34 protein-coding genes and 6 pseudogenes are annotated in these 21,834 nt (G+C 38.7%); 31 read left to right on the top strand and 9 right to left on the bottom strand.

Features of this window, described 5'->3' with window-relative positions; all coding sequences use genetic code 11:
- Positions 1–179: 179 nt before the first annotated feature.
- Both trhP and AYJ55_RS15550 read right to left on the bottom strand, forming a co-directional pair.
- On the bottom strand, positions 180–1,559 hold the full coding sequence (gene trhP / locus AYJ55_RS15555; protein ID WP_063657183.1) for a prephenate-dependent tRNA uridine(34) hydroxylase TrhP: 1,380 nt from the start codon (positions 1,557–1,559) through the stop codon (positions 180–182).
- A gap of 306 nt (positions 1,560–1,865) precedes the next feature.
- Positions 1,866–2,001, bottom strand: a pseudogene (locus tag AYJ55_RS15550) (IS481 family transposase); the annotation flags it as partial.
- A gap of 122 nt (positions 2,002–2,123) precedes the next feature.
- Here AYJ55_RS15550 and AYJ55_RS15545 point away from each other — a divergent pair.
- From AYJ55_RS15545 to AYJ55_RS26455, 7 genes are read left to right on the top strand one after another with little or no spacing between them, the layout of a single operon-like run.
- Positions 2,124–2,489, top strand: a complete 366-nt coding sequence (locus tag AYJ55_RS15545; RefSeq protein ID WP_063654718.1) for an IS630 transposase-related protein — start codon at positions 2,124–2,126, stop codon at positions 2,487–2,489.
- On the top strand, positions 2,413–2,946 hold the full coding sequence (locus tag AYJ55_RS15540) for an IS630 family transposase (protein ID WP_162505291.1): 534 nt from the start codon (positions 2,413–2,415) through the stop codon (positions 2,944–2,946). Before AYJ55_RS15545 ends, AYJ55_RS15540 begins: the two co-directional genes overlap by 77 nt.
- A 23-nt stretch (positions 2,947–2,969) precedes the next feature.
- Positions 2,970–3,995 carry a hypothetical protein gene (locus tag AYJ55_RS15535; RefSeq protein WP_063657181.1) on the top strand — a complete coding sequence of 342 codons (1,026 nt, stop codon included), beginning with the start codon at positions 2,970–2,972 and terminating at the stop codon, positions 3,993–3,995.
- Between the two features lies 1 nt (position 3,996).
- On the top strand, positions 3,997–4,848 hold the full coding sequence (locus tag AYJ55_RS15530) for an ATP-binding protein (protein ID WP_063657180.1): 852 nt from the start codon (positions 3,997–3,999) through the stop codon (positions 4,846–4,848).
- A 35-nt stretch (positions 4,849–4,883) separates the two neighbouring features.
- Positions 4,884–5,084, top strand: coding sequence for a DUF1187 family protein (locus AYJ55_RS36175; RefSeq protein WP_162505622.1), 201 nt, complete (start codon positions 4,884–4,886; stop codon positions 5,082–5,084).
- A 45-nt stretch (positions 5,085–5,129) separates the two neighbouring features.
- Entirely contained in the window at positions 5,130–5,615 is a 486-nt protein-coding gene (locus tag AYJ55_RS15525) for a hypothetical protein (protein WP_063657179.1), read from the top strand.
- Positions 5,616–5,924 (top strand): RusA family crossover junction endodeoxyribonuclease, encoded by a 309-nt coding sequence (locus tag AYJ55_RS26455; RefSeq protein WP_074168092.1) that lies wholly within the window; start codon positions 5,616–5,618, stop codon positions 5,922–5,924. It abuts the gene before it with no gap.
- On the opposite strand, the gene AYJ55_RS26450 is transcribed toward AYJ55_RS26455, so the two are convergent.
- Together AYJ55_RS26450 and AYJ55_RS33355 are read right to left on the bottom strand one after the other, a co-directional pair.
- Positions 5,855–6,343 (bottom strand): IS630 family transposase, encoded by a 489-nt coding sequence (locus AYJ55_RS26450; protein ID WP_063653499.1) that lies wholly within the window; start codon positions 6,341–6,343, stop codon positions 5,855–5,857. The genes AYJ55_RS26455 and AYJ55_RS26450 overlap by 70 nt on opposite strands.
- A 17-nt stretch (positions 6,344–6,360) precedes the next feature.
- Positions 6,361–6,678 (bottom strand): annotated as a pseudogene (locus AYJ55_RS33355) (IS630 transposase-related protein); the annotation flags it as partial.
- A gap of 43 nt (positions 6,679–6,721) precedes the next feature.
- Between AYJ55_RS33355 and AYJ55_RS34710 the strand changes: the two are divergent.
- The 20 genes and pseudogenes from AYJ55_RS34710 to AYJ55_RS15425 all read left to right on the top strand — a co-directional run.
- Entirely contained in the window at positions 6,722–6,856 is a 135-nt protein-coding gene (locus tag AYJ55_RS34710; RefSeq protein WP_281181159.1) for a RusA family crossover junction endodeoxyribonuclease, read from the top strand.
- A gap of 76 nt (positions 6,857–6,932) precedes the next feature.
- Entirely contained in the window at positions 6,933–7,430 is a 498-nt protein-coding gene (locus AYJ55_RS15515; RefSeq protein WP_063657178.1) for an antiterminator Q family protein, read from the top strand.
- Between the two features lie 202 nt (positions 7,431–7,632).
- Positions 7,633–7,998, top strand: a complete 366-nt coding sequence (locus AYJ55_RS15510; protein WP_063653415.1) for an IS630 transposase-related protein — start codon at positions 7,633–7,635, stop codon at positions 7,996–7,998.
- On the top strand, positions 7,922–8,455 hold the full coding sequence (locus AYJ55_RS15505) for an IS630 family transposase (protein ID WP_162505291.1): 534 nt from the start codon (positions 7,922–7,924) through the stop codon (positions 8,453–8,455). Before AYJ55_RS15510 ends, AYJ55_RS15505 begins: the two co-directional genes overlap by 77 nt.
- Before the next feature lie 215 nt (positions 8,456–8,670).
- Positions 8,671–8,907: a TA system antitoxin ParD family protein gene (locus AYJ55_RS15500; protein ID WP_063657177.1), complete on the top strand. Its 237-nt coding sequence runs from the start codon at positions 8,671–8,673 to the stop codon at positions 8,905–8,907.
- Positions 8,876–9,211: a type II toxin-antitoxin system RelE/ParE family toxin gene (locus AYJ55_RS15495; protein ID WP_063657176.1), complete on the top strand. Its 336-nt coding sequence runs from the start codon at positions 8,876–8,878 to the stop codon at positions 9,209–9,211. Before AYJ55_RS15500 ends, AYJ55_RS15495 begins: the two co-directional genes overlap by 32 nt.
- Before the next feature lie 147 nt (positions 9,212–9,358).
- On the top strand, positions 9,359–9,574 hold the full coding sequence (locus AYJ55_RS15490; protein ID WP_342668175.1) for a phage holin family protein: 216 nt from the start codon (positions 9,359–9,361) through the stop codon (positions 9,572–9,574).
- Positions 9,534–10,016 (top strand): lysozyme, encoded by a 483-nt coding sequence (locus AYJ55_RS15485; protein WP_063657174.1) that lies wholly within the window; start codon positions 9,534–9,536, stop codon positions 10,014–10,016. The genes AYJ55_RS15490 and AYJ55_RS15485 overlap by 41 nt, the downstream gene beginning before the upstream one ends.
- Positions 9,986–10,435, top strand: coding sequence for a lysis protein (locus AYJ55_RS15480; protein WP_063657173.1), 450 nt, complete (start codon positions 9,986–9,988; stop codon positions 10,433–10,435). The genes AYJ55_RS15485 and AYJ55_RS15480 overlap by 31 nt, the downstream gene beginning before the upstream one ends.
- Positions 10,436–10,605: 170 nt before the next feature.
- Positions 10,606–11,178, top strand: a complete 573-nt coding sequence (locus tag AYJ55_RS15475) for a hypothetical protein (protein WP_063657172.1) — start codon at positions 10,606–10,608, stop codon at positions 11,176–11,178.
- Positions 11,175–11,378, top strand: a complete 204-nt coding sequence (locus tag AYJ55_RS15470; RefSeq protein WP_063657171.1) for a hypothetical protein — start codon at positions 11,175–11,177, stop codon at positions 11,376–11,378. Before AYJ55_RS15475 ends, AYJ55_RS15470 begins: the two co-directional genes overlap by 4 nt.
- 22 nt (positions 11,379–11,400) lie before the next feature.
- On the top strand, positions 11,401–11,625 hold the full coding sequence (locus tag AYJ55_RS15465) for a DUF2560 family protein (RefSeq protein WP_063657170.1): 225 nt from the start codon (positions 11,401–11,403) through the stop codon (positions 11,623–11,625).
- A 16-nt stretch (positions 11,626–11,641) separates the two neighbouring features.
- Positions 11,642–12,052: a DNA-packaging protein gene (locus AYJ55_RS15460; RefSeq protein ID WP_063657169.1), complete on the top strand. Its 411-nt coding sequence runs from the start codon at positions 11,642–11,644 to the stop codon at positions 12,050–12,052.
- The gene (locus tag AYJ55_RS15455) at positions 12,036–13,475 is read left to right on the top strand and encodes a PBSX family phage terminase large subunit (protein WP_245677389.1); all 1,440 of its coding nucleotides are present in this window, start codon (positions 12,036–12,038) and stop codon (positions 13,473–13,475) included. Before AYJ55_RS15460 ends, AYJ55_RS15455 begins: the two co-directional genes overlap by 17 nt.
- A gap of 2 nt (positions 13,476–13,477) precedes the next feature.
- Positions 13,478–14,629: pseudogene (locus tag AYJ55_RS15450) on the top strand (portal protein); the annotation flags it as partial.
- 81 nt (positions 14,630–14,710) lie between these two features.
- A complete protein-coding gene (locus AYJ55_RS15445) occupies positions 14,711–15,610 on the top strand; it encodes a transposase family protein (protein ID WP_063653812.1) in 900 nt (299 codons plus the stop codon).
- 51 nt (positions 15,611–15,661) lie between these two features.
- Positions 15,662–15,898 (top strand): annotated as a pseudogene (locus tag AYJ55_RS29325) (portal protein); the annotation flags it as partial.
- 13 nt (positions 15,899–15,911) lie between these two features.
- Positions 15,912–16,277: an IS630 transposase-related protein gene (locus AYJ55_RS15435; protein WP_063653415.1), complete on the top strand. Its 366-nt coding sequence runs from the start codon at positions 15,912–15,914 to the stop codon at positions 16,275–16,277.
- Entirely contained in the window at positions 16,201–16,734 is a 534-nt protein-coding gene (locus tag AYJ55_RS15430) for an IS630 family transposase (RefSeq protein ID WP_162505291.1), read from the top strand. Before AYJ55_RS15435 ends, AYJ55_RS15430 begins: the two co-directional genes overlap by 77 nt.
- A gap of 23 nt (positions 16,735–16,757) precedes the next feature.
- Positions 16,758–17,345: pseudogene (locus tag AYJ55_RS15425) on the top strand (portal protein); the annotation flags it as partial.
- A 56-nt stretch (positions 17,346–17,401) separates the two neighbouring features.
- On the opposite strand, the pseudogene AYJ55_RS15420 reads toward AYJ55_RS15425, so the two are convergent.
- From AYJ55_RS15420 to AYJ55_RS34705, 4 genes and pseudogenes are all read right to left on the bottom strand, one after another.
- Positions 17,402–18,373, bottom strand: a pseudogene (locus tag AYJ55_RS15420) (IS481 family transposase); the annotation flags it as partial.
- A 23-nt stretch (positions 18,374–18,396) separates the two neighbouring features.
- Positions 18,397–18,885 (bottom strand): IS630 family transposase, encoded by a 489-nt coding sequence (locus AYJ55_RS15415; protein WP_063653499.1) that lies wholly within the window; start codon positions 18,883–18,885, stop codon positions 18,397–18,399.
- Positions 18,854–19,219, bottom strand: a complete 366-nt coding sequence (locus AYJ55_RS15410) for an IS630 transposase-related protein (protein WP_063653415.1) — start codon at positions 19,217–19,219, stop codon at positions 18,854–18,856. Before AYJ55_RS15410 ends, AYJ55_RS15415 begins: the two co-directional genes overlap by 32 nt.
- Positions 19,203–19,325: a hypothetical protein gene (locus AYJ55_RS34705; protein ID WP_281181157.1), complete on the bottom strand. Its 123-nt coding sequence runs from the start codon at positions 19,323–19,325 to the stop codon at positions 19,203–19,205. Before AYJ55_RS34705 ends, AYJ55_RS15410 begins: the two co-directional genes overlap by 17 nt.
- Before the next feature lie 315 nt (positions 19,326–19,640).
- On the opposite strand from AYJ55_RS34705, the gene AYJ55_RS30900 reads away from it, so the two are divergent.
- The gene (locus AYJ55_RS30900; protein ID WP_063657164.1) at positions 19,641–19,820 is read left to right on the top strand and encodes a hypothetical protein; all 180 of its coding nucleotides are present in this window, start codon (positions 19,641–19,643) and stop codon (positions 19,818–19,820) included.
- Between the two features lie 99 nt (positions 19,821–19,919).
- Here AYJ55_RS30900 and AYJ55_RS15400 read toward each other — a convergent pair whose 3' ends face one another.
- Positions 19,920–20,345, bottom strand: a complete 426-nt coding sequence (locus tag AYJ55_RS15400) for a hypothetical protein (protein WP_063657163.1) — start codon at positions 20,343–20,345, stop codon at positions 19,920–19,922.
- Positions 20,346–20,446: 101 nt separating this feature from the next.
- Between AYJ55_RS15400 and AYJ55_RS15395 the strand changes: the two genes are divergently transcribed.
- The 3 genes from AYJ55_RS15395 to AYJ55_RS15385 are packed head-to-tail and all read left to right on the top strand — an operon-like array spanning position 20,447 to position 21,768.
- On the top strand, positions 20,447–20,962 hold the full coding sequence (locus AYJ55_RS15395) for a KilA-N domain-containing protein (RefSeq protein ID WP_245677387.1): 516 nt from the start codon (positions 20,447–20,449) through the stop codon (positions 20,960–20,962).
- Positions 20,946–21,311, top strand: coding sequence for an IS630 transposase-related protein (locus AYJ55_RS15390; RefSeq protein ID WP_063653415.1), 366 nt, complete (start codon positions 20,946–20,948; stop codon positions 21,309–21,311). The genes AYJ55_RS15395 and AYJ55_RS15390 overlap by 17 nt, the downstream gene beginning before the upstream one ends.
- The gene (locus AYJ55_RS15385; RefSeq protein WP_342668181.1) at positions 21,235–21,768 is read left to right on the top strand and encodes an IS630 family transposase; all 534 of its coding nucleotides are present in this window, start codon (positions 21,235–21,237) and stop codon (positions 21,766–21,768) included. Before AYJ55_RS15390 ends, AYJ55_RS15385 begins: the two co-directional genes overlap by 77 nt.
- Positions 21,769–21,834: the final 66 nt, after the last annotated feature.

The following is a 21,834-nucleotide window of genomic DNA, read 5'->3' as shown; positions in this document are numbered from 1 at the left end:
ATTTTTAGTTCTACATTTTTCGCTAACTATCTTATGATAATGAATATTATATTGCTGTGATCTAATACATAAAAATGGAATTTTTCCTTAAATTATGTATTGTTATTATCCCTACTTAAGGTTACTAAAATTGCTCATAACTAAAGCAAACATATTACTGTTTACTTTAGTTTTTGAACTTACTTTATCGTTTGAATCTGTTGTTTGTTATGGGAGTTTCTGGTCGTTGTGCCAGCCAAATTGCGAATTAATAGCGCAAACTGCAGATCAACATCCTCAGGGATCGGGAGATAAACTTTATAGCCATTGCCTGGTGCAACTTGAATAGGTAGGTTTTTTTTATCAAATAAGTCAGTTAAGGTAAATTGAATATTACCTGCTGGTGTCATTAACTCTAAGTTATCACCCAGACTGAATTTATTTTTCACGTCCACTTCTGCCAGCCCATCTTTGCGTTGGCCGGTGAATTCACCAACAAATTGTTGGCGATCCGAAACAGAATAACCATATTCATAGGTTTGGTACGCATCATGGTTATGTCGACGTAAAAAACCTTCGGTATAACCTCGGTGAGCTAAGCCTTCTAGTGTAGTTAGCAATGAGGGATCGAAAGGTTTACCCGCAACGGCATCGTCAATCGCCCGACGATAAACCTGGGCAGTTCGAGCACAATAGTAGAAGGATTTGGTGCGACCTTCAATTTTTAAAGAATGAACGCCAATTTGAGTTAAGCGTTCAACATGTTCGATTGCCCGTAGATCTTTCGAATTCATAATATAGGTGCCATGCTCATCTTCAAAAGCGGTCATATATTCACCGGGACGTTTGCTTTCTTCAATTAAAAAAACTTTGTCGGTAGACTGTCCACTACCTAATGTCGGCTGAATATTTTTTATCTTAATCGGTTGATGATGAACAATATTACCGATTGCGTCTTCTTTTCCTTCTTGTACTTTATATTCCCAACGGCAAGCGTTGGTACAGGTGCCTTGATTGGGATCGCGCTTATTAATATAACCGGATAGTAAGCAACGCCCAGAATAGGCCATACAAAGTGCACCGTGAACAAAAATTTCTAATTCAATATCAGGTACCTGTTGACGAATTTCGGCAATTTCTTCAATAGAGAGCTCACGAGACAAAATAATTCGGCTTAATCCCATTTGTTGCCAAAATTTTACTGTTGCCCAGTTAACAGCGTTTGCCTGGACAGAAAGATGGATCTCCATTGCTGGAAATGTTTCTCTCACTAGCATAATTAGGCCAGGATCGGACATAATTAAAGCATCAGGTTGCATTTCGATGACCGGAGTAAGATCACGAATAAAGGTTTTTAATTTAGCATTATGTGGTGCAATATTAACCACTACATAAAAACGTTTTCCCATTTTATGGGCTTCTTTAATGCCTTTAGCTAAATTTTCATGATTGAATTCGTTGTTACGAACACGTAGGCTGTAGCGCGGTTGTCCGGCATAAACAGCGTCCGCACTATAGGCAAAAGCATAACGCATGTTCTTCAGGGAACCTGCGGGAGAAAGTAATTCTGGCGTAAACATATAATTTCTCAATCTGATAACAAGTCAGTACTTATTTCTTAATCGGATAAGTTTTAAGTAGCTAATTCTAACGCCTTATGTGATGAAATCCAAATCAACCGGCGAGCGGATTAGCAAAATTTAATTAAACTAATTCCCAACGATAACCTAAACCGTATACTGAACGGATAAATTGCCGCTCTTTATCTAATTGTTTCAGCTTATAGTAGCTCAAACTTGATCTGACAGTTACCGGTTATTTATACAGTACCTGTCAGGTTAAATTTGATTTAAATCTTTTTCTCTCCAAAGTTGTTTTCTCTCGTATCAAGTTGCCATAGGAGTTCGACCGCAACACATTTTTCCCTGATGAATGCGTTGGTTTATATTCCGCTAACCATTTGTCTAAATCAGCTTGTAATTCATCTAAAGCCCTATAGATTTTCTTACGAAAAGCCACCTGTGTAGTGGTCAACTAAAATTGGCCACCCTACCTGACTGTTCACGGAACAGTCGCTCTGATTCGTTTGGCGTTAATCCACCGTTATATAGCTAGGCGACTTAATTTTGATTACAAGGTGTGTTATGAGTTATACAATTGATTTTCGACGTAAAGTAATATCTGTAAGGAAAGCCGAAGGTTTAACAATTCGAGAAACTGCGAAACAATTCCGTATTGGAAAAGCGTCTTTAGTACGTTGGCTTAAACGACCAGAGCCAAAAAATTCAACGCCACGTAAGAGGAAGCTCGATAAAAATGCTTTAGCAAAAGATGTGGAACAGTATCCAAATGCTTACCAAAAGGAACGGGCAGAGCGATTCGGTGTTTGTAAAAAGACTATTTGGCAATCCCTTAAAAAGCTGGGATTAACCTATAAAAAAAACTCTATTCCATCCAAAAACCAACGAAAGCGACAGGCTGGCACATCAGCAAAAAAGACAACAGTATGAAAAAAAAGATAAATCTGTTGTTTTTATTGATGAAAGTGGTTTTTCACATGACACTCCACGAACTCACGGCTATTCCCCAAAAGGTCACCGTTGTTTTGGCCTGAAAAACTGGGGTGCTAAGGGAAGAACAAATGTTATTGGCGCTTTATTGGGAACAACCCTTTTTGCTATCGGATTATTTGATTGCAATATTAACCGTGATGTTTTTTATGTTTGGATCACAAAAATATTGCTCCCAGAACTTCCTGAAAATTCTGTTATTTTTATGGACAACGCTAGCTTTCACAAAGGTAAGAATATTGAACAGGCAATTATAAACGCAGGACACCAGATAGAATATTTGCCTGTGTATTCACCAGATTTAAATCCTATAGAACATAAATGGTCTCAAGCTAAACGTAAAAAGATGGAAACAGGATGCACTATCGATGACCTGTTTTTAATACATATGCTGTAATCAAAATTAAGTCGCCTAGCTATATGGCAAGAGCAAGAAATATCAAACCTGGTTTTTTCAGCAATGATGATTTAGCTGAGTGCGAACCATTAGCAAGACTTTTGTTCGCGGGATTATGGACGATTGCGGATAGAGAAGGTCGTCTTGAAGATAAGCCCCGTAAAATAAAAGCAATGGTATTACCTTATGATGAAGCGGATTGTGAAAAGTTATTGTCCCAGTTACACAGTAAAAATTTTATCACTCGGTATTCAGTTGATGGGAATGACTACATCCAAATTAATAATTGGAAAAAACATCAAAATCCTCATTGTAAAGAGTCACCCAGTGAAATCCCTGAACAGATTACTCAATTTATTGATAATAAAGCGGCATCAGAAAAGCACCATACTAATACAGTGCAAGAATCTGACAAGCACTTAAAACCTAAAACCCAACAAACGAACGAACAAAATTTAAACACTTCTCATGTTGGTTATAATCAATCGACATTGACTTCTAAACAGGATGAACAGCCAAACAATTTGTCGCCGACTGTTGTTCAGGAACATGATGGATTATTTCAAACTACTGAAAAAAAAGATAAAAAAGAAGAGTACCGTACAAGTACAGTGCAAGCACCATACAAGCACAGTTTTAATCCTGCTGATTCCCTTAACCTGATTCCTGATTCCCTTAACCTGATTCCCTATAACACCCAAGCCGAAAAAATGGCTTGTGAGGATGAAGGGGAAGAAATATCTGCTGATGTTCATTCGATGTCAGAAAAATATGCGTTTGAGGGAAAGGTGATACGCCTGAATCACAAAGACTTCGCTGATTGGCAAAAACTTTACCCCAATCTCGATCTGCCCAGTGAATTACTGAGGCTGGATATTGAATATCAACACGACAAACCGAAGAAATGGTTTATCACCACGAGTCAGAAACTGAATTACCAGAATAAACAGGCTGTAAGAAATCCTGTTCGAAAGGTTTCAGGTATGGTGACTAATTTTTCGCATTTTGATTATGGTCAAACCGAAATTCCATCATGGGCGGAGGTGTAACATGGGTTATCGAACAAAAATCGAATCATTGAAAATTCGGTTGGAAGATACACTTCAAAAACCGAAAGTGATAGAAAATACTGTCGTGCAGGAGATAACTGTCACTTGTGAAAAACACGGAGAATATCAAACTTACAAGCGAAAATTGTTGAGTCTGAGAGGGATGGAAACACAAGGTGAATGTCCTGAATGCCTGAGAGAAAAAATAATAGCGCTAGAGCAGGAGTATCAAGCGGTTGAGCTCAAGCGAGTTCATCAAGAAAAGCTTAATTTACTAAAATTTTTCAATGTTCCGAAACGGTTTGATATGGCTTCACTGGATAACTATGAACCCATCAATAGTTACGCCAGACAGTGTTTAGCTGTTTGTAAGTCCTATGCTGCAAAATGGCCTGAAAGGTTGAAACAAGGCGGAGGATTGGTTATGTGTGGTAAGCCAGGGACAGGAAAAAACCATTTGGCAATTGGAATAGGGAAATCGATTATTGAAAACTTCATGGCTTCGGTCAGGCTGACATCAGCTATTAAAATTGCCCGAAACTTTAAGGCAACATGGACGAAGGATTCAGAAGAACGTGAGTCAGATGTAATTGAAATGTACGCTTCACCAGACCTGCTTATTATCGACGAGGTGGGTGTCCAATTCGGTAGTGATGTGGAAAAAATGATTTTATTTGAAATTATTAACTGTCGTTATGAAAATTTAAAACCAACGATATTAATTAGTAATTTGCTCAAGGAAGAATTAGCAACCTTTGTTGGCGAGCGAGTTATGGACAGGATGAATGACGGAGGGGGTTGTACACTCACGTTCACTTGGGAAAGCTACCGTTCACGCAAAAAAGCCGCTTAGTTTACTGTTAGATTATTCGTATCAGGACACCCCCAATGAAATGCCAAATTGAAGCAACCATTATTAAGTGTGGTGGCGAGCCTGTGCATTGGTATCGCTTTAGCGACAAAGCACTATCAGAACAGGATTGCCTGAAAATGTTATCGATACGTGACGAAAATCAATTTAACAGACCTAGAAAGGATGAAATAAAAATAAGACTAGAGCAGTTTTGTTGTAGAAAAGTTAAACGATAATCAATCCCTTAAAACCCACCAAATAAAAATCAAATAGGCAAAATCATGAAAATTCAACGCATAGCAAATAGTCGTGAGGGATACCCTCGTACCCAAAGTGAGAACCACAATATCTTTAACCTCCGAAAAGCGGTTACTTCGGGCAACTGGTTAGCCATTAACAACGGTATTTGCACATTAACGGATTTGGGACTAAGACACGATGGCAATGGGTTAGTGTGGCTTAATTCGGGGATTTCCGTTCATGAGGCAGATAGCGATATTGGACTAACAGGTCAGGATAAAAAATCTTATGATTATCATTCAGAGGTGCGCACAACTAATAGATTGAAAAATAATGATTATTATGAATTTGTGCAGTATGCAAAGCAACCAACGAAAGCCTTTAAACATATCCTTGTCGATGGTGAATACCGTTATGTTTATGAAGACCACATCCACTTTTTGACGAAAAAGCGTCAACGAATAGCAGGTAAACAGTTAACCGGTTATACCGCTAAAGGGGTGGAGATGAGAGAGATTAAGCTATGAATGAAAACTTATAACATCACCGTTCCTTTCCCACCTTCTGTCAATCACTACTGGTATCACGCCAAACACAAACACTTCATCACCACAAAAGGCAAATTATATCGTCAGTCGGTAGTCGCTGAAATAATGCGTCAAAAGCTCTGTAAACGATTACCTCAACGTTTGGGGGTTGAGATAGGAGTATATCCACCTGACCGTCGTAAGCGAGATTTAGATATAGCTAGGCGACTTAATTTTGATTACAGCATATGTATTAAAAACAGGTCATCGATAGTGCATCCTGTTTCCATCTTTTTACGTTTAGCTTGAGACCATTTATGTTCTATAGGATTTAAATCTGGTGAATACACAGGCAAATATTCTATCTGGTGTCCTGCGTTTATAATTGCCTGTTCAATATTCTTACCTTTGTGAAAGCTAGCGTTGTCCATAAAAATAACAGAATTTTCAGGAAGTTCTGGGAGCAATATTTTTGTGATCCAAACATAAAAAACATCACGATTAATATTGCAATCAAATAATCCGATAGCAAAAAGGGTTGTTCCCAATAAAGCGCCAATAACATTTGTTCTTCCCTTAGCACCCCAGTTTTTCAGGCCAAAACAACGGTGACCTTTTGGGGAATAGCCGTGAGTTCGTGGAGTGTCATGTGAAAAACCACTTTCATCAATAAAAACAACAGATTTATCTTTTTTTTCATACTGTTGTCTTTTTTGCTGATGTGCCAGCCTGTCGCTTTCGTTGGTTTTTGGATGGAATAGAGTTTTTTTTTATAGGTTAATCCCAGCTTTTTAAGGGATTGCCAAATAGTCTTTTTACAAACACCGAATCGCTCTGCCCGTTCCTTTTGGTAAGCATCTGGATACTGTTCCACATCTTTTGCTAAAGCATTTTTATCGAGCTTCCTCTTACGTGGCGTTGAATTTTTTGGCTCTGGTCGTTTAAGCCAACGTACTAAAGACGCTTTTCCAATACGGAATTGTTTCGCAGTTTCTCGAATTGTTAAACCTTCGGCTTTCCTTACAGATATTACTTTACGTCGAAAATCAATTGTATAACTCATAACACACCTTGTAATCAAAATTAAGTCGCCTAGCTATAACCTGATGAAAGCACCGATTGATGCACTTTGTCATGGCAGTTTGATAGTTGATGATTCTCAGATAGATGTGTTGCACGTTGAGCGAAAGGAAATCGTTAAGGGCGGAAAATTAATTATCACCATTTGGGAAATCAAATAATCAAGAAACCACCATTACTATTCAACGCAGGGCATTGAAACCATGCCTCTATTCATATTTTATTGCCGGAGGACAGATGAGGGCGGTTAAGTCGCTGGAATTAACAAAAGCACAGTATGACTGGGTAAATGGTTGGCTTGAGTTGTGGGGGGCGTGGGTATGCTCAGGAGAACTTGATAAATGGCAATTCAATATCATCTGGCGATTCATGCAAAAGGCGAAAGGGGAAGTGATACCTTCGAGGCCAATGTGTAACGATGATGAAGGATTGCTCATTTCTCAAGTGGTTGATGCTGTTATGCGTATTGATGAGAAAGCCTACCAGATTCTATTAAGTTATTACGTTTACGGAAAGTCAAAATTAAGCATAGCCAACTATTATCACAAAATAGCGAAACCCAGAAGGATGATGACCAGGGCGGGGGGAAGATGGAAAAGACCATCACCTAGAACATGCAGAAGGGAGATTGATGATATTTTCAATGCCAGTTTGTATTTAATACACAATCCGCTATTAACTGTCATGAAAAATCAAAACTCTGTGGCTAAAGTGGTTAATTTTACCAAATTATGACTTGACTTTAATGGATAAATGGCCAATAATTTTAAGGTAAGCTGATACAGTTATATAAAAAATCATAGAGCCTCGCTTTTTGCGGGGTTTTTTATTGTGTTATTAACGAAATAATTATATCTTGCTAGCGCACTACTTTTTATAAGCTCGTATGGTATATAAGGTATAGCTAGGCGACTTAATTTTGATTACAAGGTGTGTTATGAGTTATACAATTGATTTTCGACGTAAAGTAATATCTGTAAGGAAAGCCGAAGGTTTAACAATTCGAGAAACTGCGAAACAATTCCGTATTGGAAAAGCGTCTTTAGTACGTTGGCTTAAACGACCAGAGCCAAAAAATTCAACGCCACGTAAGAGGAAGCTCGATAAAAATGCTTTAGCAAAAGATGTGGAACAGTATCCAGATGCTTACCAAAAGGAACGGGCAGAGCGATTCGGTGTTTGTAAAAAGACTATTTGGCAATCCCTTAAAAAGCTGGGATTAACCTATAAAAAAAACTCTATTCCATCCAAAAACCAACGAAAGCGACAGGCTGGCACATCAGCAAAAAAGACAACAGTATGAAAAAAAAGATAAATCTGTTGTTTTTATTGATGAAAGTGGTTTTTCACATGACACTCCACGAACTCACGGCTATTCCCCAAAAGGTCACCGTTGTTTTGGCCTGAAAAACTGGGGTGCTAAGGGAAGAACAAATGTTATTGGCGCTTTATTGGGAACAACCCTTTTTGCTATCGGATTATTTGATTGCAATATTAATCGTGATGTTTTTTATGTTTGGATCACAAAAATATTGCTCCCAGAACTTCCTGAAAATTCTGTTATTTTTATGGACAACGCTAGCTTTCACAAAGGTAAGAATATTGAACAGGCAATTATAAACGCAGGACACCAGATAGAATATTTGCCTGTGTATTCACCAGATTTAAATCCTATAGAACATAAATGGTCTCAAGCTAAACGTAAAAAGATGGAAACAGGATGCACTATCGATGACCTGTTTTTAATACATATGCTGTAATCAAAATTAAGTCGCCTAGCTATAAATAAGGCAGTAGTGCATAGCCCCATGTGAAAGCGTGGGGTTTATTTTTTGATTTTGCTGAAATTCGGATTTTCATCCTTTGATTTTGCATTTATATGTTGCTAAATGCAACAAAATGACGTAATCTTAATTTGCTCACTATTGAGTATGCGTCTCGCCCGCGTGTAGTACAATCACAGAGGAAATAAGAAATGGCTACAAGTATACGTTTAGATGATGACTTCGTAAGCGAAGTGAAGAGTCATGCACTCACTTTCAGTAGAAGTGTGCCAAAGCAGATTGAACATTGGGCTAAGATTGGTCGGATGGCTGAAGACAATCCGGATTTACCGTACGCTTTTATTCTTGATTCTTTGCTGGCTAAAAATGAAGTCGATAACGGTAAGGTGTCGCAATATGTCAGAAGGACAAAAAAGTCAGAAGATTAATGTTTACGAAACAAGGCGTTTCACAAAAGCATTAAGTAAATTACCCGATCAGCTTCTTTCTTTGGTAGAAGACGAGATTCAAAAAATATTAGATAATCCAAAAATTGGCGAGCAAAAAAGGGGTGATTTAAGTTTCCTTAGGGTGCATAAATTTCAACTCAATAAACAGTTAACATTGCTTGGTTATTGTTGGTTGGAAGATAAAATAGAATTATATCTTTTAAATTTAGGCTCTCATGAAAATTTCTATCAAGTACAAAAGCAATACCGAAGTAATGACTTAAAACTCATTAAATCACAGTAACTTTTAATTTTAATTAAGCCACTTAATGTGGCTTTTTTCATTTACGCCCCCGCCATACTCACAAAGCCAGAAACCTAAACGAGTAAGGCGGTTTGGCGCCCTGTTTAATTCAAAGCAATGGAACCCTCAACGGGAGGGTATATGCGCATGTCTGAAAAATACTCAACACCCACCGCCTACCTTTGGGGCATTATGACCACTATTTGGGGTTTCTTCACCCTTGAGCAGTGGGTAGCCGTAGTCGGTATTGTCTGCACGATAGGGACATTCTTTATCAACGTGTACTACCGCAAAAAGGAGTACAAACTCAAAGAGCGTCAGTATGAAAATACCGAAAAAAATATTGATGGCAACGGGTGGTAGTGCGTTGTTTTTAGCCTCAACGATGATAACGCATTTTGAAGGATTAAAATTTAAACCTTACTTCGATGGAGGTGGTGTACTCTCTGTTTGTTATGGTCATACAGGCAAGGATATTGTGCGTAACCGGATGTACACGCAAGAAGACTGCGATAAGTGGCTTAATGACGATTTAAAAGCCGTTAAACGTTATGTTGACCCGTTGATTAAGGTCAATATCAACACGCTAACACAGGCAGCCCTTTACTCATTTGCTTATAACGTGGGCGTGGGCAATTTTGCCAAATCGACCTTGCTCAAAAAGCTCAACGACAATGACCGAAAAGGGGCATGTGATGAGATGAAGCGGTGGGTTTATGTGAAAGGCGAAGTTTGGAAAGGGCTAATTACCCGTCGGGAAATTGAGAGCGTAATATGTTATGGCGACCTTACACATTTATCGTAGTGATTGTTGCTGCATTGATTTTATCACTCATTTTCATCAACTTTCGTTACCAAATCGTCAAGCAAGATTACCAAACGTTAAAACAGCAATATCGCGCACAAATTGAAGCCGTGAAATTACAGCAGCAAAAGATTGATTCTTTGCACCAACTCGATATTCAACACACGGAGAAATTAAATAATGCCAAAGCTGAAATTGCTAAGCTCAATGATGCTGTTCGTGCTGGCACTAAGCAGTTGCACGTCAATGCCGTGTGTCCAATACCCAAAACCGCTACCACCCAGAGCCGACATAATGAAGCCACCCCACAACTTAGTAAGGCAGCTCGAGAAGATTATTTCCGTCTCAGAGCGATGATAGCTGAGAACGAAAAGCAGACGGAATATCTACAGCAGTACATCAAAACACAGTGTCACTGAATCGGTCATTGGCACGTTCAAATCTTAACAATCTCAGCGCCACGCACGCGCATCAATAAAACACAGAACCTTATAGAAAGTCGAGCCTGAAGAACGCCGTTTAAAATGGTGCTTTTCTGTGGGCGGCTGTTCTGTGCGCGCAGGTTCGATTTTCTATAAGGAAAAGTACGATGAAATTAGTAACAACTAAAAATGACAATTTTTTAGTAACAGAAATGCCAACAATGACCAGTCTGGAAATGGTGGATTACATTAATGCTGACCGGAAATCAAAAGCGGAAGCAGAAGCATTAACGTTTCCTTGCAAAAAATATCGTAAATTACAGCACAATAATTTTATGGCAAAAGTACCCAAAGTTCTTGGAGAAACATCTGCTAAATTTTTAGCTGATGATATTTTCACCACTGGAAACGGTGCCCAGTCTATTCGAAAAATTTACCGATTTCCAAAACGTGAAGCCTGTCTAATGGCAATGAGCTACAGCTATGAGTTACAGGCTAAAATCTATGACTACATGACGGAGTTGGAAGAAAATAAAGGATTAGCTTTTACTATTGAGCAATTACAAAATATTGTTGCTACAGCCAGAAAAGAGTCTGATAAAGACTCTTCGGATGCTGGTCGTCGATTACGTAAGCGTCAAGATGATTTACCCATTCTTAAAAAAGCTGAAAAAACAGTAATGGAGTTATCTCAAATCTCCCTTGATTTAATTGGTGGGAGCATGAGGTTAGAAGGATGACTCCTGAGCAATTCATTGAAACCAATGTCAAGGCCGAGTTAATCAAGCTCGGCTTTTCTACCTCTGTCGCCAGCTTAGCCACCCGTGAAGCCATCCGCTATTATCGCAAACAGCCAGCTAGTAGAAGAGGCAAGATGATAGCGGATTGTCTCAATCAGGCTAAGCGATGGGCGATGAGTGCGGCTAAACATAAATATTAATTCGAAATAAATAGGTGAAATGATGAAAGAAATAACCGCAGAACAACAAGTGCGTCTTGATATTTTAAGATTGGTATTACTTGATACAGCAGCAGCACAAATCACCATCGATTTTGTGAAAGACGAGAAGCTGAAATTTGAGATATTTAAGGATTTATGGCACGAATCCGGCGCAGAAAGTACACCTGTCGCCCGTGCGCAAAAGTCAATTCAAAAAGGGAAAGAGGCTTTACTCCTTTTCCAGTAAACCTAGAGAGTAACTTATGGTGAGCAAAAAGAAAATTGGACGCCCAAGTAAGTTAGCCATGAGTCTTGAAAAGGCCAAGGCCTATTTAATGGGCGAATATAAAACAGTAGGGGATGTTGTGCCTAATATCGCTGGTTTAGCTTGTTATCTCAATATTTCTCGATCGACAATTTATGAATGGTCATCAACAAATGTTGAATTTTCGGACATCGTTGAAGGAATTCTCGCATTGCAAGAAAATAAATTGCTAAATTCTGGTTTGAAAGGGGAATTCAATCCTACTATTGCCAAATTGATGTTAAGTAAACATGGATATGCTGACAAGCAAGAAACTGAATTGTCAGGTAAAAATGGCGGCGCAATTGAAACGGACAACAAAATTAGTATTGAATTTATAGGAATGACTATAAGTGAAGGTGCAAATTAGTGAAAAGTTCGCGCCAATGTTTAAACCGAAACGCATAAAAGTTTACTTTGGTGGTCGTGGCGGCATGAAAACGCTTTCTTTTGCTAAGATAGCATTAATAACAGCATCGATTAATAGGCGCAGATTTTTGTGTTTGCGTGAATTTATGAATTCTATAGAAGATTCTGTACACGCTGTTTTACAAGCAGAGGTAGAAACGCTGAGGTTACAAAATCGGTTTCGTATTCTTGATAATTGCCTTAAAGGTATCAATGATTCTATTTTCAAATATGGACAGTTAGCACGTAATATTGCTTCTATCAAGTCAAAGCATGATTTTGATGTTGCATGGGTAGAAGAGGCTGAAACAGTATCCGAAAAAAGTCTTGATATACTTATTCCAACCATCCGTAAGTCAGGTTCTGAGCTGTGGTTTTCATTTAATCCGGCAGAAGAAGATGGCGCTGTATATAAGCGTTTCGTTAAGCCTTACAAGGAAATAATTGATGTTCAAGGCTATTACGAAGATGATGAAATATATGTCGGTAAAGTGAGTTATCTGGATAATCCTTGGTTACCAGAAGAACTCAAAAATGATGCTGAGAAGATGAAACGTGAAAACTATAAAAAATGGCTTCATGTTTACGGTGGCGAGTGTGATGCTAATTATGATGATGCATTAATTCAGCCTGAGTGGGTGGATGCTGCGATCGATACTCACATCAAGTTAGGACTTAGGCCAAGAGGCATTCGTGTTGTTACCTTTGACCCTGCCGATTCTGGTCAGGATGAAAAAGCATTATCAAAACGCTATGGCGTTCTTGTTGAGGATTGTGTGAGTTGGTCAGAAGGTGATGTGGCAGATGCAACTATTAGGGCTTTTGATGAAGCATTTGACTATCGAGCTGATGATTTTATTTATGACAACATTGGTTTAGGTGCGGGTACAGTAAAAACTCATCTAAGACAGAGTAACGATGGTAATAAGATGGTTGTAACTGGCTTTGGCGCTGGTGATTCTCCTGATTATCCTAATGAAATATATGTTCCAGGGAATGGTGAATATATTTCATCAACAAATAATGATGACAGAACTAACCGTGATACGTTTAGAAATAAACGCGCGCAATATTGGGTCTATTTAGCTGACCGATTTTATAAAACTTGGCGAGCAGTAAAAAAGAGAGAATATATTGATCCGGATGAGTTGATAAGTCTATCATCAAAAATAAAAAAACTATCACAACTTAAGTCTGAATTGGTTAAACAACAACGAAAACGCACCGCGGGTAATCGATTAATCCAATTGATTAGCAAAGAGGAGATGAGATCAAAAGGAATAAAATCACCCAATATGGCTGATACCCTCATGATGTCATTTGCTAATCCCATTCGTTTAAAAGAAGACACTGAAATATTCGTTCCCTCATCTTCTAGTTGGTAATTATGGCTGAAACATTACATAAAAGACATGAGCAAATTATGCTCAGATTTGACCGTGCGCATTCATCGCAAGGAGAAGTAAGAAGTAAATGTATTGAGGCGACAAGATTTGCGCGAGTTCCTGGTGGGCAATGGGAAGGTGCAACGGCCGCTGGCTCTGAAGTAAAAAAACATTTTGAGAAATATCCCAAATTTGAAATCAATAAAATATCTAATGAATTAAACAGAATCATTAGCGAATATCGCAATAATCGAATTACGGTGAAATTTAGGCCTGGTGACAAGGAAGCTAGCGAAGAATTAGCCAATAAATTAAATGGCTTATTTCGTGCTGATTACGAAGAAACCGACGGTGGTGAGGCATGTGATAATGCATTCGATGATGCAGCGACAGGTGGATTTGGTTGTTTCAGGCTGACGACAAATTTAGTCAATGAACTTGAACCCATGGATGAAAGACAGCGTATTTGCTTGGAGCCAATATATGATCCTGCCCGCTCCGTTTGGTTTGATCCTGACGCAAAGAAATATGATAAGTCTGATGCTGAATGGGCTTTCTGTATGTATTCACTGTCAGTTGATAAATACAAAACTGAATACAATAAAGATCCGTCGACGTTAGATAGCAGAATTGAGAGAACTTGGGATTATAAGTGGTTTGATAATGATATTGTTTATATTGCCAAGTATTATGAAGTAAAAAAAGAATCCGTCGATGTTATTAGTTTTAGAAATCCCTTCACTAATGAAAAAGTCACCTATGACAGTGATCAACTTCAACTTGTTCAGGATGATCTTGAAGACATAGGCTTTATTGAGGAAGCTCGGCGAACCATAAAGCGCAAACGTGTTTATGTCTCAGTGATTGATGGTGATGGATTCCTCGAGAAAGCTCAACGAATACCAGGTGATCATATTCCGTTAATTCCAGTCTATGGTAAGCGGTGGTTTATCGATGATATTGAGCGAGTTGAGGGGCATATAGCAAAAGCCATGGATGCACAACGATTGTATAACTTACAAGTGTCGATGCTGGCAGATTCTGCGACTCAGGATACGGGCTCAATTCCGATTGTTGGTAAAAGTCAGATAAAAAAACTGGAGAAATATTGGGAAACTAGAAATAAGGACAGACCCGCTTTTTTACCATTAAAATAGTTGCTGAATAGAGACTTGCATTTTTTGTCACGCTATAGACAATAAAAAGAGGTTTAACTTAGAAAATAACGGTTTGAAATGATCAACAAAGAGCGGTTGTTACGAGATAATCGTTTATGTAAAGCAATCATTGGATTATCAGTCGAAGAATTGAAAAATTTAGCCGCTGAATTTTCAGCTTGTTATTTGATTTATCGGAAAAAGAATCGAAAAGATCACGAGCGGCAGATGGGTGCAGGGCAGAAAGGATTTATCCCAACCCCATTAGATAAACTGCTTTTTATTTTATTGTATTTAAAATGTTATCCGACCTATGATTTGCAAGGACTTCTTTTTGGTTTAGATAGAACACGGGTATGTCGCTGGGTAAAAATATTATTGCCGGTTTTAGAGATGACCTTGGGGCGAGAATGTGTTTTGCCCGCTCGTCAAATTCGCTCTGCTGAGGAATTTTTTCGCGCCTTTCCTGGAGTTAAAGACGTCTTTATTGATGGGACAGAGCGACCTGTCCAAAAGCCTAAGAATCTGCGTCGGCGAAAAAAAATGTATTCGGGAAAGAAAAGACAGACCACTCGAAAAGGGCTTATTATGACTGACGAAACGAGGAAAATTGGATTTATCCCCATGATCAAAAATGGGCGCCGTCACGATAAACGCTTACTCGATAAAGTCGATATAATTCGCCATATTCCCCCTGAGGTAACCATCTGGGCCGATACCGGTTTTCAAGGTATAGATAAACAGCATCCTAATACACAAATCCCAAAAAAAGGAACTCGAAAAAGACCTTTATCGCCTGAACAAAAACAAGAAAATAAAATAATCTCGGGCATCCGTATTACGGTTGAACACGCCATCGCGGGTATCAAGCGCCTCGGTTGTATGACCCAAATTTTACGGAATCGTAGACCCTTTATTGATGATACCTTTTTACTCCTTAGTGCCGGTCTTTGGAATTTCCATCTCAGAACAGCCTAAAATTTACTTCAATCACCAATACCCTTATTTCACTATTAAGCAACACGCTTATTAAATGAGATTGTTGACAAACAAGGCAATATTATTGCTCCACCAACGCCAATAGGATACACCCAACCGCAGCCACTCAATCAGGCAATGGCGGCATTATTACAACAAACTAGTAGTGATATTCAAGAAGTAACCGGTTCAAGTCAGGCTATGCAACAAATGCCAAGCAATATAGCTAAAGAGACGGTTAATAATCTGATGCATCGTTCTGATATAGCTAGGCGACTTAATTTTGATTACAAGGTGTGTTATGAGTTATACAATTGATTTTCGACGTAAAGTAATATCTGTAAGGAAAGCCGAAGGTTTAACAATTCGAGAAACTGCGAAACAATTCCGTATTGGAAAAGCGTCTTTAGTACGTTGGCTTAAACGACCAGAGCCAAAAAATTCAACGCCACGTAAGAGGAAGCTCGATAAAAATGCTTTAGCAAAAGATGTGGAACAGTATCCAGATGCTTACCAAAAGGAACGGGCAGAGCGATTCGGTGTTTGTAAAAAGACTATTTGGCAATCCCTTAAAAAGCTGGGATTAACCTATAAAAAAAACTCTATTCCATCCAAAAACCAACGAAAGCGACAGGCTGGCACATCAGCAAAAAAGACAACAGTATGAAAAAAAAGATAAATCTGTTGTTTTTATTGATGAAAGTGGTTTTTCACATGACACTCCACGAACTCACGGCTATTCCCCAAAAGGTCACCGTTGTTTTGGCCTGAAAAACTGGGGTGCTAAGGGAAGAACAAATGTTATTGGCGCTTTATTGGGAACAACCCTTTTTGCTATCGGATTATTTGATTGCAATATTAATCGTGATGTTTTTTATGTTTGGATCACAAAAATATTGCTCCCAGAACTTCCTGAAAATTCTGTTATTTTTATGGACAACGCTAGCTTTCACAAAGGTAAGAATATTGAACAGGCAATTATAAACGCAGGACACCAGATAGAATATTTGCCTGTGTATTCACCAGATTTAAATCCTATAGAACATAAATGGTCTCAAGCTAAACGTAAAAAGATGGAAACAGGATGCACTATCGATGACCTGTTTTTAATACATATGCTGTAATCAAAATTAAGTCGCCTAACTATATGTCCTCATTTATTTACCTTGATAACATGGCCAAAAGTCTTAAGCGAGCAGGTGAAGTTTGGTTATCGATGGCACGTGAAGTCTATGGTTCAGACAGAGAAGTCCGTATTGTTAATGATGATGGCACTGATGATATAGCGTTAATGTCGGTTGCCATCAAAGATAAGCAGACAGGAAAAGTGGTAGCGATGAATGACTTATCGACGGGTCGTTATGATGTCACCGTTGATGTGGGGCCATCTTATACCGCGAGACGTGATGCTACTGTTTCAGTTCTGACTAATCTGTTGGCTGGAATGTTACCGCAAGACCCAATGCGTGCAGTTGTTCAGGGGATTATTCTAGACAATATGGACGGGGAAGGGCTCGACGAGTTCAAAGATTACAATCGCAAGCAGTTATTAACTCAAGGCGTTGTTAAGCCTCGTAATGCAGAAGAAGCCCAAGTTGTTGATCAGGCTCAACAGCAAGCCCAACAACCTAATGCTGAACTTGTAGCCGCTCAAGGGGTATTGATGCAAGGGCAAGCTGAAGTTCAGAAAGCGAAGAACGAAGAGTTGTCTATTCAAGTTAAAGCTTTTCAGGCTGTAGTAGCTCAGACTTAATCTGACAGTTACCGGTTATTTATACAGTACCTGTCAGGCTAAATTTGATTTAAATCTTTCTCTCTCCAAAGTTGTTTTCCATCGTGTAAAGTTGCCATAGGAGTTCGACCGCAACACATTTTTCCTTGATGAGTGCGTTGGTTATTATATTCCGCTAACCATTTATCTAAATCAGCTTGTAATTCATTTAAAGCCCTATAGATTTTCTTACGAAAAGCCACCTGATAGAACTCTTGTAATACAGTTTTATGAAAGCGTTCACAAATCCCATTAGTTTGAGGTGAACGAGCTTTAGTTTTTGTATGATCAATATCATTGATAGCGAGATAAAGTTGATAATCGTGATGTTCAACTTTACCACAATACTCACTGCCTCTGTCCGTCAGTATACGTAACACCGGTAACCCATGCTGGGAATAAAAAGGGAGAACCTTGTCATTTAATAAATCTGCCGCCGTTATCGCGCTTTTTGTTGTGTAAAGCTTACAATGAACGACTTTACTGTAAGTATCAATGTAAGTTTGTTGATAAACACGACCAACGCCTTTTAAATGACCGACATAAAAAGTATCTTGTGAACCCAGATAACCTGGATGCGCTGTTTCAATCTCACCACAGGCTTCATCATCTTGCGCTTTCTTTTCTAGAGCACTGATTTGTGATTCTGACAGGATAATTCCTTCTGTTGCGATTTTATCTTCAAGCGCTTTTAGGCGTTTTGTAAAATTTTCGAGATTATGGCGCAGCCAAATAGAGCGAACGCCACTCCCCGAAACAAAAATGCCTTTTTTTCTTAGTTCATTACTACTGCGGTGTTGACCGTGTGCAGGGTATTCAATCGCATACTCGACTACAGCGCTTTCAATCTGTTCATCTACTCTATTTTTTACGTTAGGCACCCGTCGATTTTGATTAATTAAAGCGTCTATCCCACCATCGTTAACAAGTTCCTGGTAGCGATAAAACGTATCTCGGGATACCCCCATAATCTTACAGGCTTTTGAGACGTTATAGCTAGGCGACTTAATTTTGATTACAGCATATGTATTAAAAACAGGTCATCGATAGTGCATCCTGTTTCCATCTTTTTACGTTTAGCTTGAGACCATTTATGTTCTATAGGATTTAAATCTGGTGAATACACAGGCAAATATTCTATCTGGTGTCCTGCGTTTATAATTGCCTGTTCAATATTCTTACCTTTGTGAAAGCTAGCGTTGTCCATAAAAATAACAGAATTTTCAGGAAGTTCTGGGAGCAATATTTTTGTGATCCAAACATAAAAAACATCACGATTAATATTGCAATCAAATAATCCGATAGCAAAAAGGGTTGTTCCCAATAAAGCGCCAATAACATTTGTTCTTCCCTTAGCACCCCAGTTTTTCAGGCCAAAACAACGGTGACCTTTTGGGGAATAGCCGTGAGTTCGTGGAGTGTCATGTGAAAAACCACTTTCATCAATAAAAACAACAGATTTATCTTTTTTTTCATACTGTTGTCTTTTTTGCTGATGTGCCAGCCTGTCGCTTTCGTTGGTTTTTGGATGGAATAGAGTTTTTTTTATAGGTTAATCCCAGCTTTTTAAGGGATTGCCAAATAGTCTTTTTACAAACACCGAATCGCTCTGCCCGTTCCTTTTGGTAAGCATCTGGATACTGTTCCACATCTTTTGCTAAAGCATTTTTATCGAGCTTCCTCTTACGTGGCGTTGAATTTTTTGGCTCTGGTCGTTTAAGCCAACGTACTAAAGACGCTTTTCCAATACGGAATTGTTTCGCAGTTTCTCGAATTGTTAAACCTTCGGCTTTCCTTACAGATATTACTTTACGTCGAAAATCAATTGTATAACTCATAACACACCTTGTAATCAAAATTAAGTCGCCTAGCTATACTAAGCTCTTCAGCGAGGTTAAGTAACCCGACTTTATGTTTGATGATAGGATTATTTGTTTGATACATAGAATTACCTTTTATTTAATTATCTAATGATGTTAATTAAAACCGGTAACGCTCTTTTTTAAATCAGAATTGTCGGATTAAGTTAAGACTAACACACTCCCACCTGGTGGCTAAATCATCAGGCAATTAATCAGTTTTAGGATGTGTGAATGCGGCTATGCGCTCGTGGGACAGTCAACATACTATAAATTATCTTTCAAATAGCTAAATATAGTTTGATTGCGTTTACCCGTCCGTAATGACTGTAATCGGACACCAAGAGGCACTTGGCACACGTCCTAACTTTTCAGCAAATGTTAACAAGGAGTACACATAATGAGATTGGACAATCCACGCATTGTAACGGCAAAGCATCCCAATATGGGTAATCTGGTTGGGATTACTAATGGTAGTCGTCATTTGAGCGATGCAAAATACTTAAGTAGCATTGATATATGGAATGACGACGACATGGAAACAAGAACTTTGAAAGAAATTATACAGTGCTTAACTTAACAAAAGAAAATAAGCGTCTTAAAAAAGAGAATTTAAGACTGATGAAGATATACCGTGAAATTGGCGGGCTGTGCAGGATTTGAACCTGCAACATAGGGACTAGAAGAATTTGAGTATTGCTGTTGCAGCACCGATAGTCAAAACTATCACACTACCCAGCTTTAAAAGTAGTCCTGTAGCAATATGTTCAACATCCTTACGAATTAAGGCTATCTGAGCGTCAGTTTTTTCAAAACGTGCTTGTATCTGAGCTTCGTTCTTCTCAAAACGAGCAGCCATATCTTTGCGAACATCAGCTATTTCAGCAGATAAGTCTTTACGAACATCAGCTATTTCAGCAGATAAGTCTTTACGAACATCAGCAATATTGCGATTTACCTCAACAATATCAGCTTTGGTCGCTACATCCGCAACTTCATGCGATCTACGTACAACAAGTGAAATAGCTTTAGCTTGCTGACTAGTAAGTCCAGCCGTTTGAAGCTCTTCAGATGCTTGTAGTGTATCAAATGCAAACTGACCCATAGGGAATCCTCCTTTTTGGTAAGTATAACGGGTTTAGGGTTCAATCTGCAAAATCTTTCACGTTAATACCTTAATTCGTTTCATTACGGAGAAATATTTTTATGTCTAAATTAGTTGTTATTGAAAATACCGTTGTCCGTCAAGATGCTTTCGGGCGTTATTGTCTGAATGATTTACACCGTGTGGCAGTTGCACAAGGTAAAGCAACTGAGTCTCAGCGGCCATCTGTGTTTCTGAGAAGCGAGGGTATCAGCACTTTTGCGCAAAAAGTAAGCGAAGCATCGCAGAGTGCTTCGGTCAACATCATCAAAGGTGGACTTGAATCTGGCAGCTGGGCAGTTGAAATTATCGCCATTCGATATGCAGCATGGATAGACCCCGCTTTTGAAGTTCAGGTTTATGAGCGATTTCGTGATTCGGTAAAAAGCAATAACGGAATACTTGTCGAAAAAGTACAAGCTGGTTTAGCCATGATCGCTTTTTATAAGCAAGAGCTACGTATTGCGCCTTCCGCCATGTTGGGAGCGATGAAAAAACTCCAATCTTCCCTTGGAATGCCGGATATAGCTAGGCGACTTAATTTTGATTACAAGGTGTGTTATGAGTTATACAATTGATTTTCGACGTAAAGTAATATCTGTAAGGAAAGCCGAAGGTTTAACAATTCGAGAAACTGCGAAACAATTCCGTATTGGAAAAGCGTCTTTAGTACGTTGGCTTAAACGACCAGAGCCAAAAAATTCAACGCCACGTAAGAGGAAGCTCGATAAAAATGCTTTAGCAAAAGATGTGGAACAGTATCCAGATGCTTACCAAAAGGAACGGGCAGAGCGATTCGGTGTTTGTAAAAAGACTATTTGGCAATCCCTTAAAAAGCTGGGATTAACCTATAAAAAAAACTCTATTCCATCCAAAAACCAACGAAAGCGACAGGCTGGCACATCAGCAAAAAAGACAACAGTATGAAAAAAAAGATAAATCTGTTGTTTTTATTGATGAAAGTGGTTTTTCACATGACACTCCACGAACTCACGGCTATTCCCCAAAAGGTCACCGTTGTTTTGGCCTGAAAAACTGGGGTGCTAAGGGAAGAACAAATGTTATTGGCGCTTTATTGGGAGCAACCCTTTTTGCTATCGGATTATTTGATTGCAATATTAACCGTGATGTTTTTTATGTTTGGATCACAAAAATATTGCTCCCAGAACTTCCTGAAAATTCTGTTATTTTTATGGACAACGCTAGCTTTCACAAAGGTAAGAATATTGAACAGGCAATTATAAACGCAGGACACCAGATAGAATATTTGCCTGTGTATTCACCAGATTTAAATCCTATAGAACATAAATGGTCTCAAGCTAAACGTAAAAAGATGGAAACAGGATGCACTATCGATGACCTGTTTTTAATACATATGCTGTAATCAAAATTAAGTCGCCTAGCTATATACTACCCGCTTACGCCGTTGATGCACCAGAAGGGAGTTTAA

The organism is Candidatus Arsenophonus triatominarum (assembly GCF_001640365.1).
GTDB lineage: Bacteria > Pseudomonadota > Gammaproteobacteria > Enterobacterales > Enterobacteriaceae > Arsenophonus > Arsenophonus triatominarum.
This window is presented reverse-complemented; position numbering and strand designations above follow the sequence as displayed.

Coding starts and splice junctions, on each gene's coding strand:
- AYJ55_RS15545 (WP_063654718.1), top strand. CDS start 2,124: ATGAGTTATACAATTGATTTTCGACGTAAAGTAATATCTGTAAGGAAA.
- AYJ55_RS15525 (WP_063657179.1), top strand. CDS start 5,130: ATGAAAATTCAACGCATAGCAAATAGTCGTGAGGGATACCCTCGTACC.
- AYJ55_RS15435 (WP_063653415.1), top strand. CDS start 15,912: ATGAGTTATACAATTGATTTTCGACGTAAAGTAATATCTGTAAGGAAA.
- AYJ55_RS15465 (WP_063657170.1), top strand. CDS start 11,401: ATGAAAGAAATAACCGCAGAACAACAAGTGCGTCTTGATATTTTAAGA.
- trhP (WP_063657183.1), bottom strand. CDS start 1,559: ATGTTTACGCCAGAATTACTTTCTCCCGCAGGTTCCCTGAAGAACATG.
- AYJ55_RS15490 (WP_342668175.1), top strand. CDS start 9,359: ATGTCTGAAAAATACTCAACACCCACCGCCTACCTTTGGGGCATTATG.
- AYJ55_RS15480 (WP_063657173.1), top strand. CDS start 9,986: ATGTTATGGCGACCTTACACATTTATCGTAGTGATTGTTGCTGCATTG.
- AYJ55_RS15445 (WP_063653812.1), top strand. CDS start 14,711: ATGATCAACAAAGAGCGGTTGTTACGAGATAATCGTTTATGTAAAGCA.
- AYJ55_RS34705 (WP_281181157.1), bottom strand. CDS start 19,325: ATGTATCAAACAAATAATCCTATCATCAAACATAAAGTCGGGTTACTT.
- AYJ55_RS15495 (WP_063657176.1), top strand. CDS start 8,876: ATGTCAGAAGGACAAAAAAGTCAGAAGATTAATGTTTACGAAACAAGG.
- AYJ55_RS15390 (WP_063653415.1), top strand. CDS start 20,946: ATGAGTTATACAATTGATTTTCGACGTAAAGTAATATCTGTAAGGAAA.
- AYJ55_RS36175 (WP_162505622.1), top strand. CDS start 4,884: ATGAAATGCCAAATTGAAGCAACCATTATTAAGTGTGGTGGCGAGCCT.
- AYJ55_RS30900 (WP_063657164.1), top strand. CDS start 19,641: ATGAGATTGGACAATCCACGCATTGTAACGGCAAAGCATCCCAATATG.
- AYJ55_RS34710 (WP_281181159.1), top strand. CDS start 6,722: ATGAAAGCACCGATTGATGCACTTTGTCATGGCAGTTTGATAGTTGAT.
- AYJ55_RS15475 (WP_063657172.1), top strand. CDS start 10,606: ATGAAATTAGTAACAACTAAAAATGACAATTTTTTAGTAACAGAAATG.
- AYJ55_RS15395 (WP_245677387.1), top strand. CDS start 20,447: ATGTCTAAATTAGTTGTTATTGAAAATACCGTTGTCCGTCAAGATGCT.
- AYJ55_RS15460 (WP_063657169.1), top strand. CDS start 11,642: ATGGTGAGCAAAAAGAAAATTGGACGCCCAAGTAAGTTAGCCATGAGT.
- AYJ55_RS15500 (WP_063657177.1), top strand. CDS start 8,671: ATGGCTACAAGTATACGTTTAGATGATGACTTCGTAAGCGAAGTGAAG.
- AYJ55_RS15530 (WP_063657180.1), top strand. CDS start 3,997: ATGGGTTATCGAACAAAAATCGAATCATTGAAAATTCGGTTGGAAGAT.
- AYJ55_RS15535 (WP_063657181.1), top strand. CDS start 2,970: ATGGCAAGAGCAAGAAATATCAAACCTGGTTTTTTCAGCAATGATGAT.
- AYJ55_RS15510 (WP_063653415.1), top strand. CDS start 7,633: ATGAGTTATACAATTGATTTTCGACGTAAAGTAATATCTGTAAGGAAA.
- AYJ55_RS15470 (WP_063657171.1), top strand. CDS start 11,175: ATGACTCCTGAGCAATTCATTGAAACCAATGTCAAGGCCGAGTTAATC.
- AYJ55_RS15410 (WP_063653415.1), bottom strand. CDS start 19,219: ATGAGTTATACAATTGATTTTCGACGTAAAGTAATATCTGTAAGGAAA.
- AYJ55_RS15515 (WP_063657178.1), top strand. CDS start 6,933: ATGAGGGCGGTTAAGTCGCTGGAATTAACAAAAGCACAGTATGACTGG.
- AYJ55_RS26455 (WP_074168092.1), top strand. CDS start 5,616: ATGAAAACTTATAACATCACCGTTCCTTTCCCACCTTCTGTCAATCAC.
- AYJ55_RS15485 (WP_063657174.1), top strand. CDS start 9,534: ATGAAAATACCGAAAAAAATATTGATGGCAACGGGTGGTAGTGCGTTG.
- AYJ55_RS15400 (WP_063657163.1), bottom strand. CDS start 20,345: ATGGGTCAGTTTGCATTTGATACACTACAAGCATCTGAAGAGCTTCAA.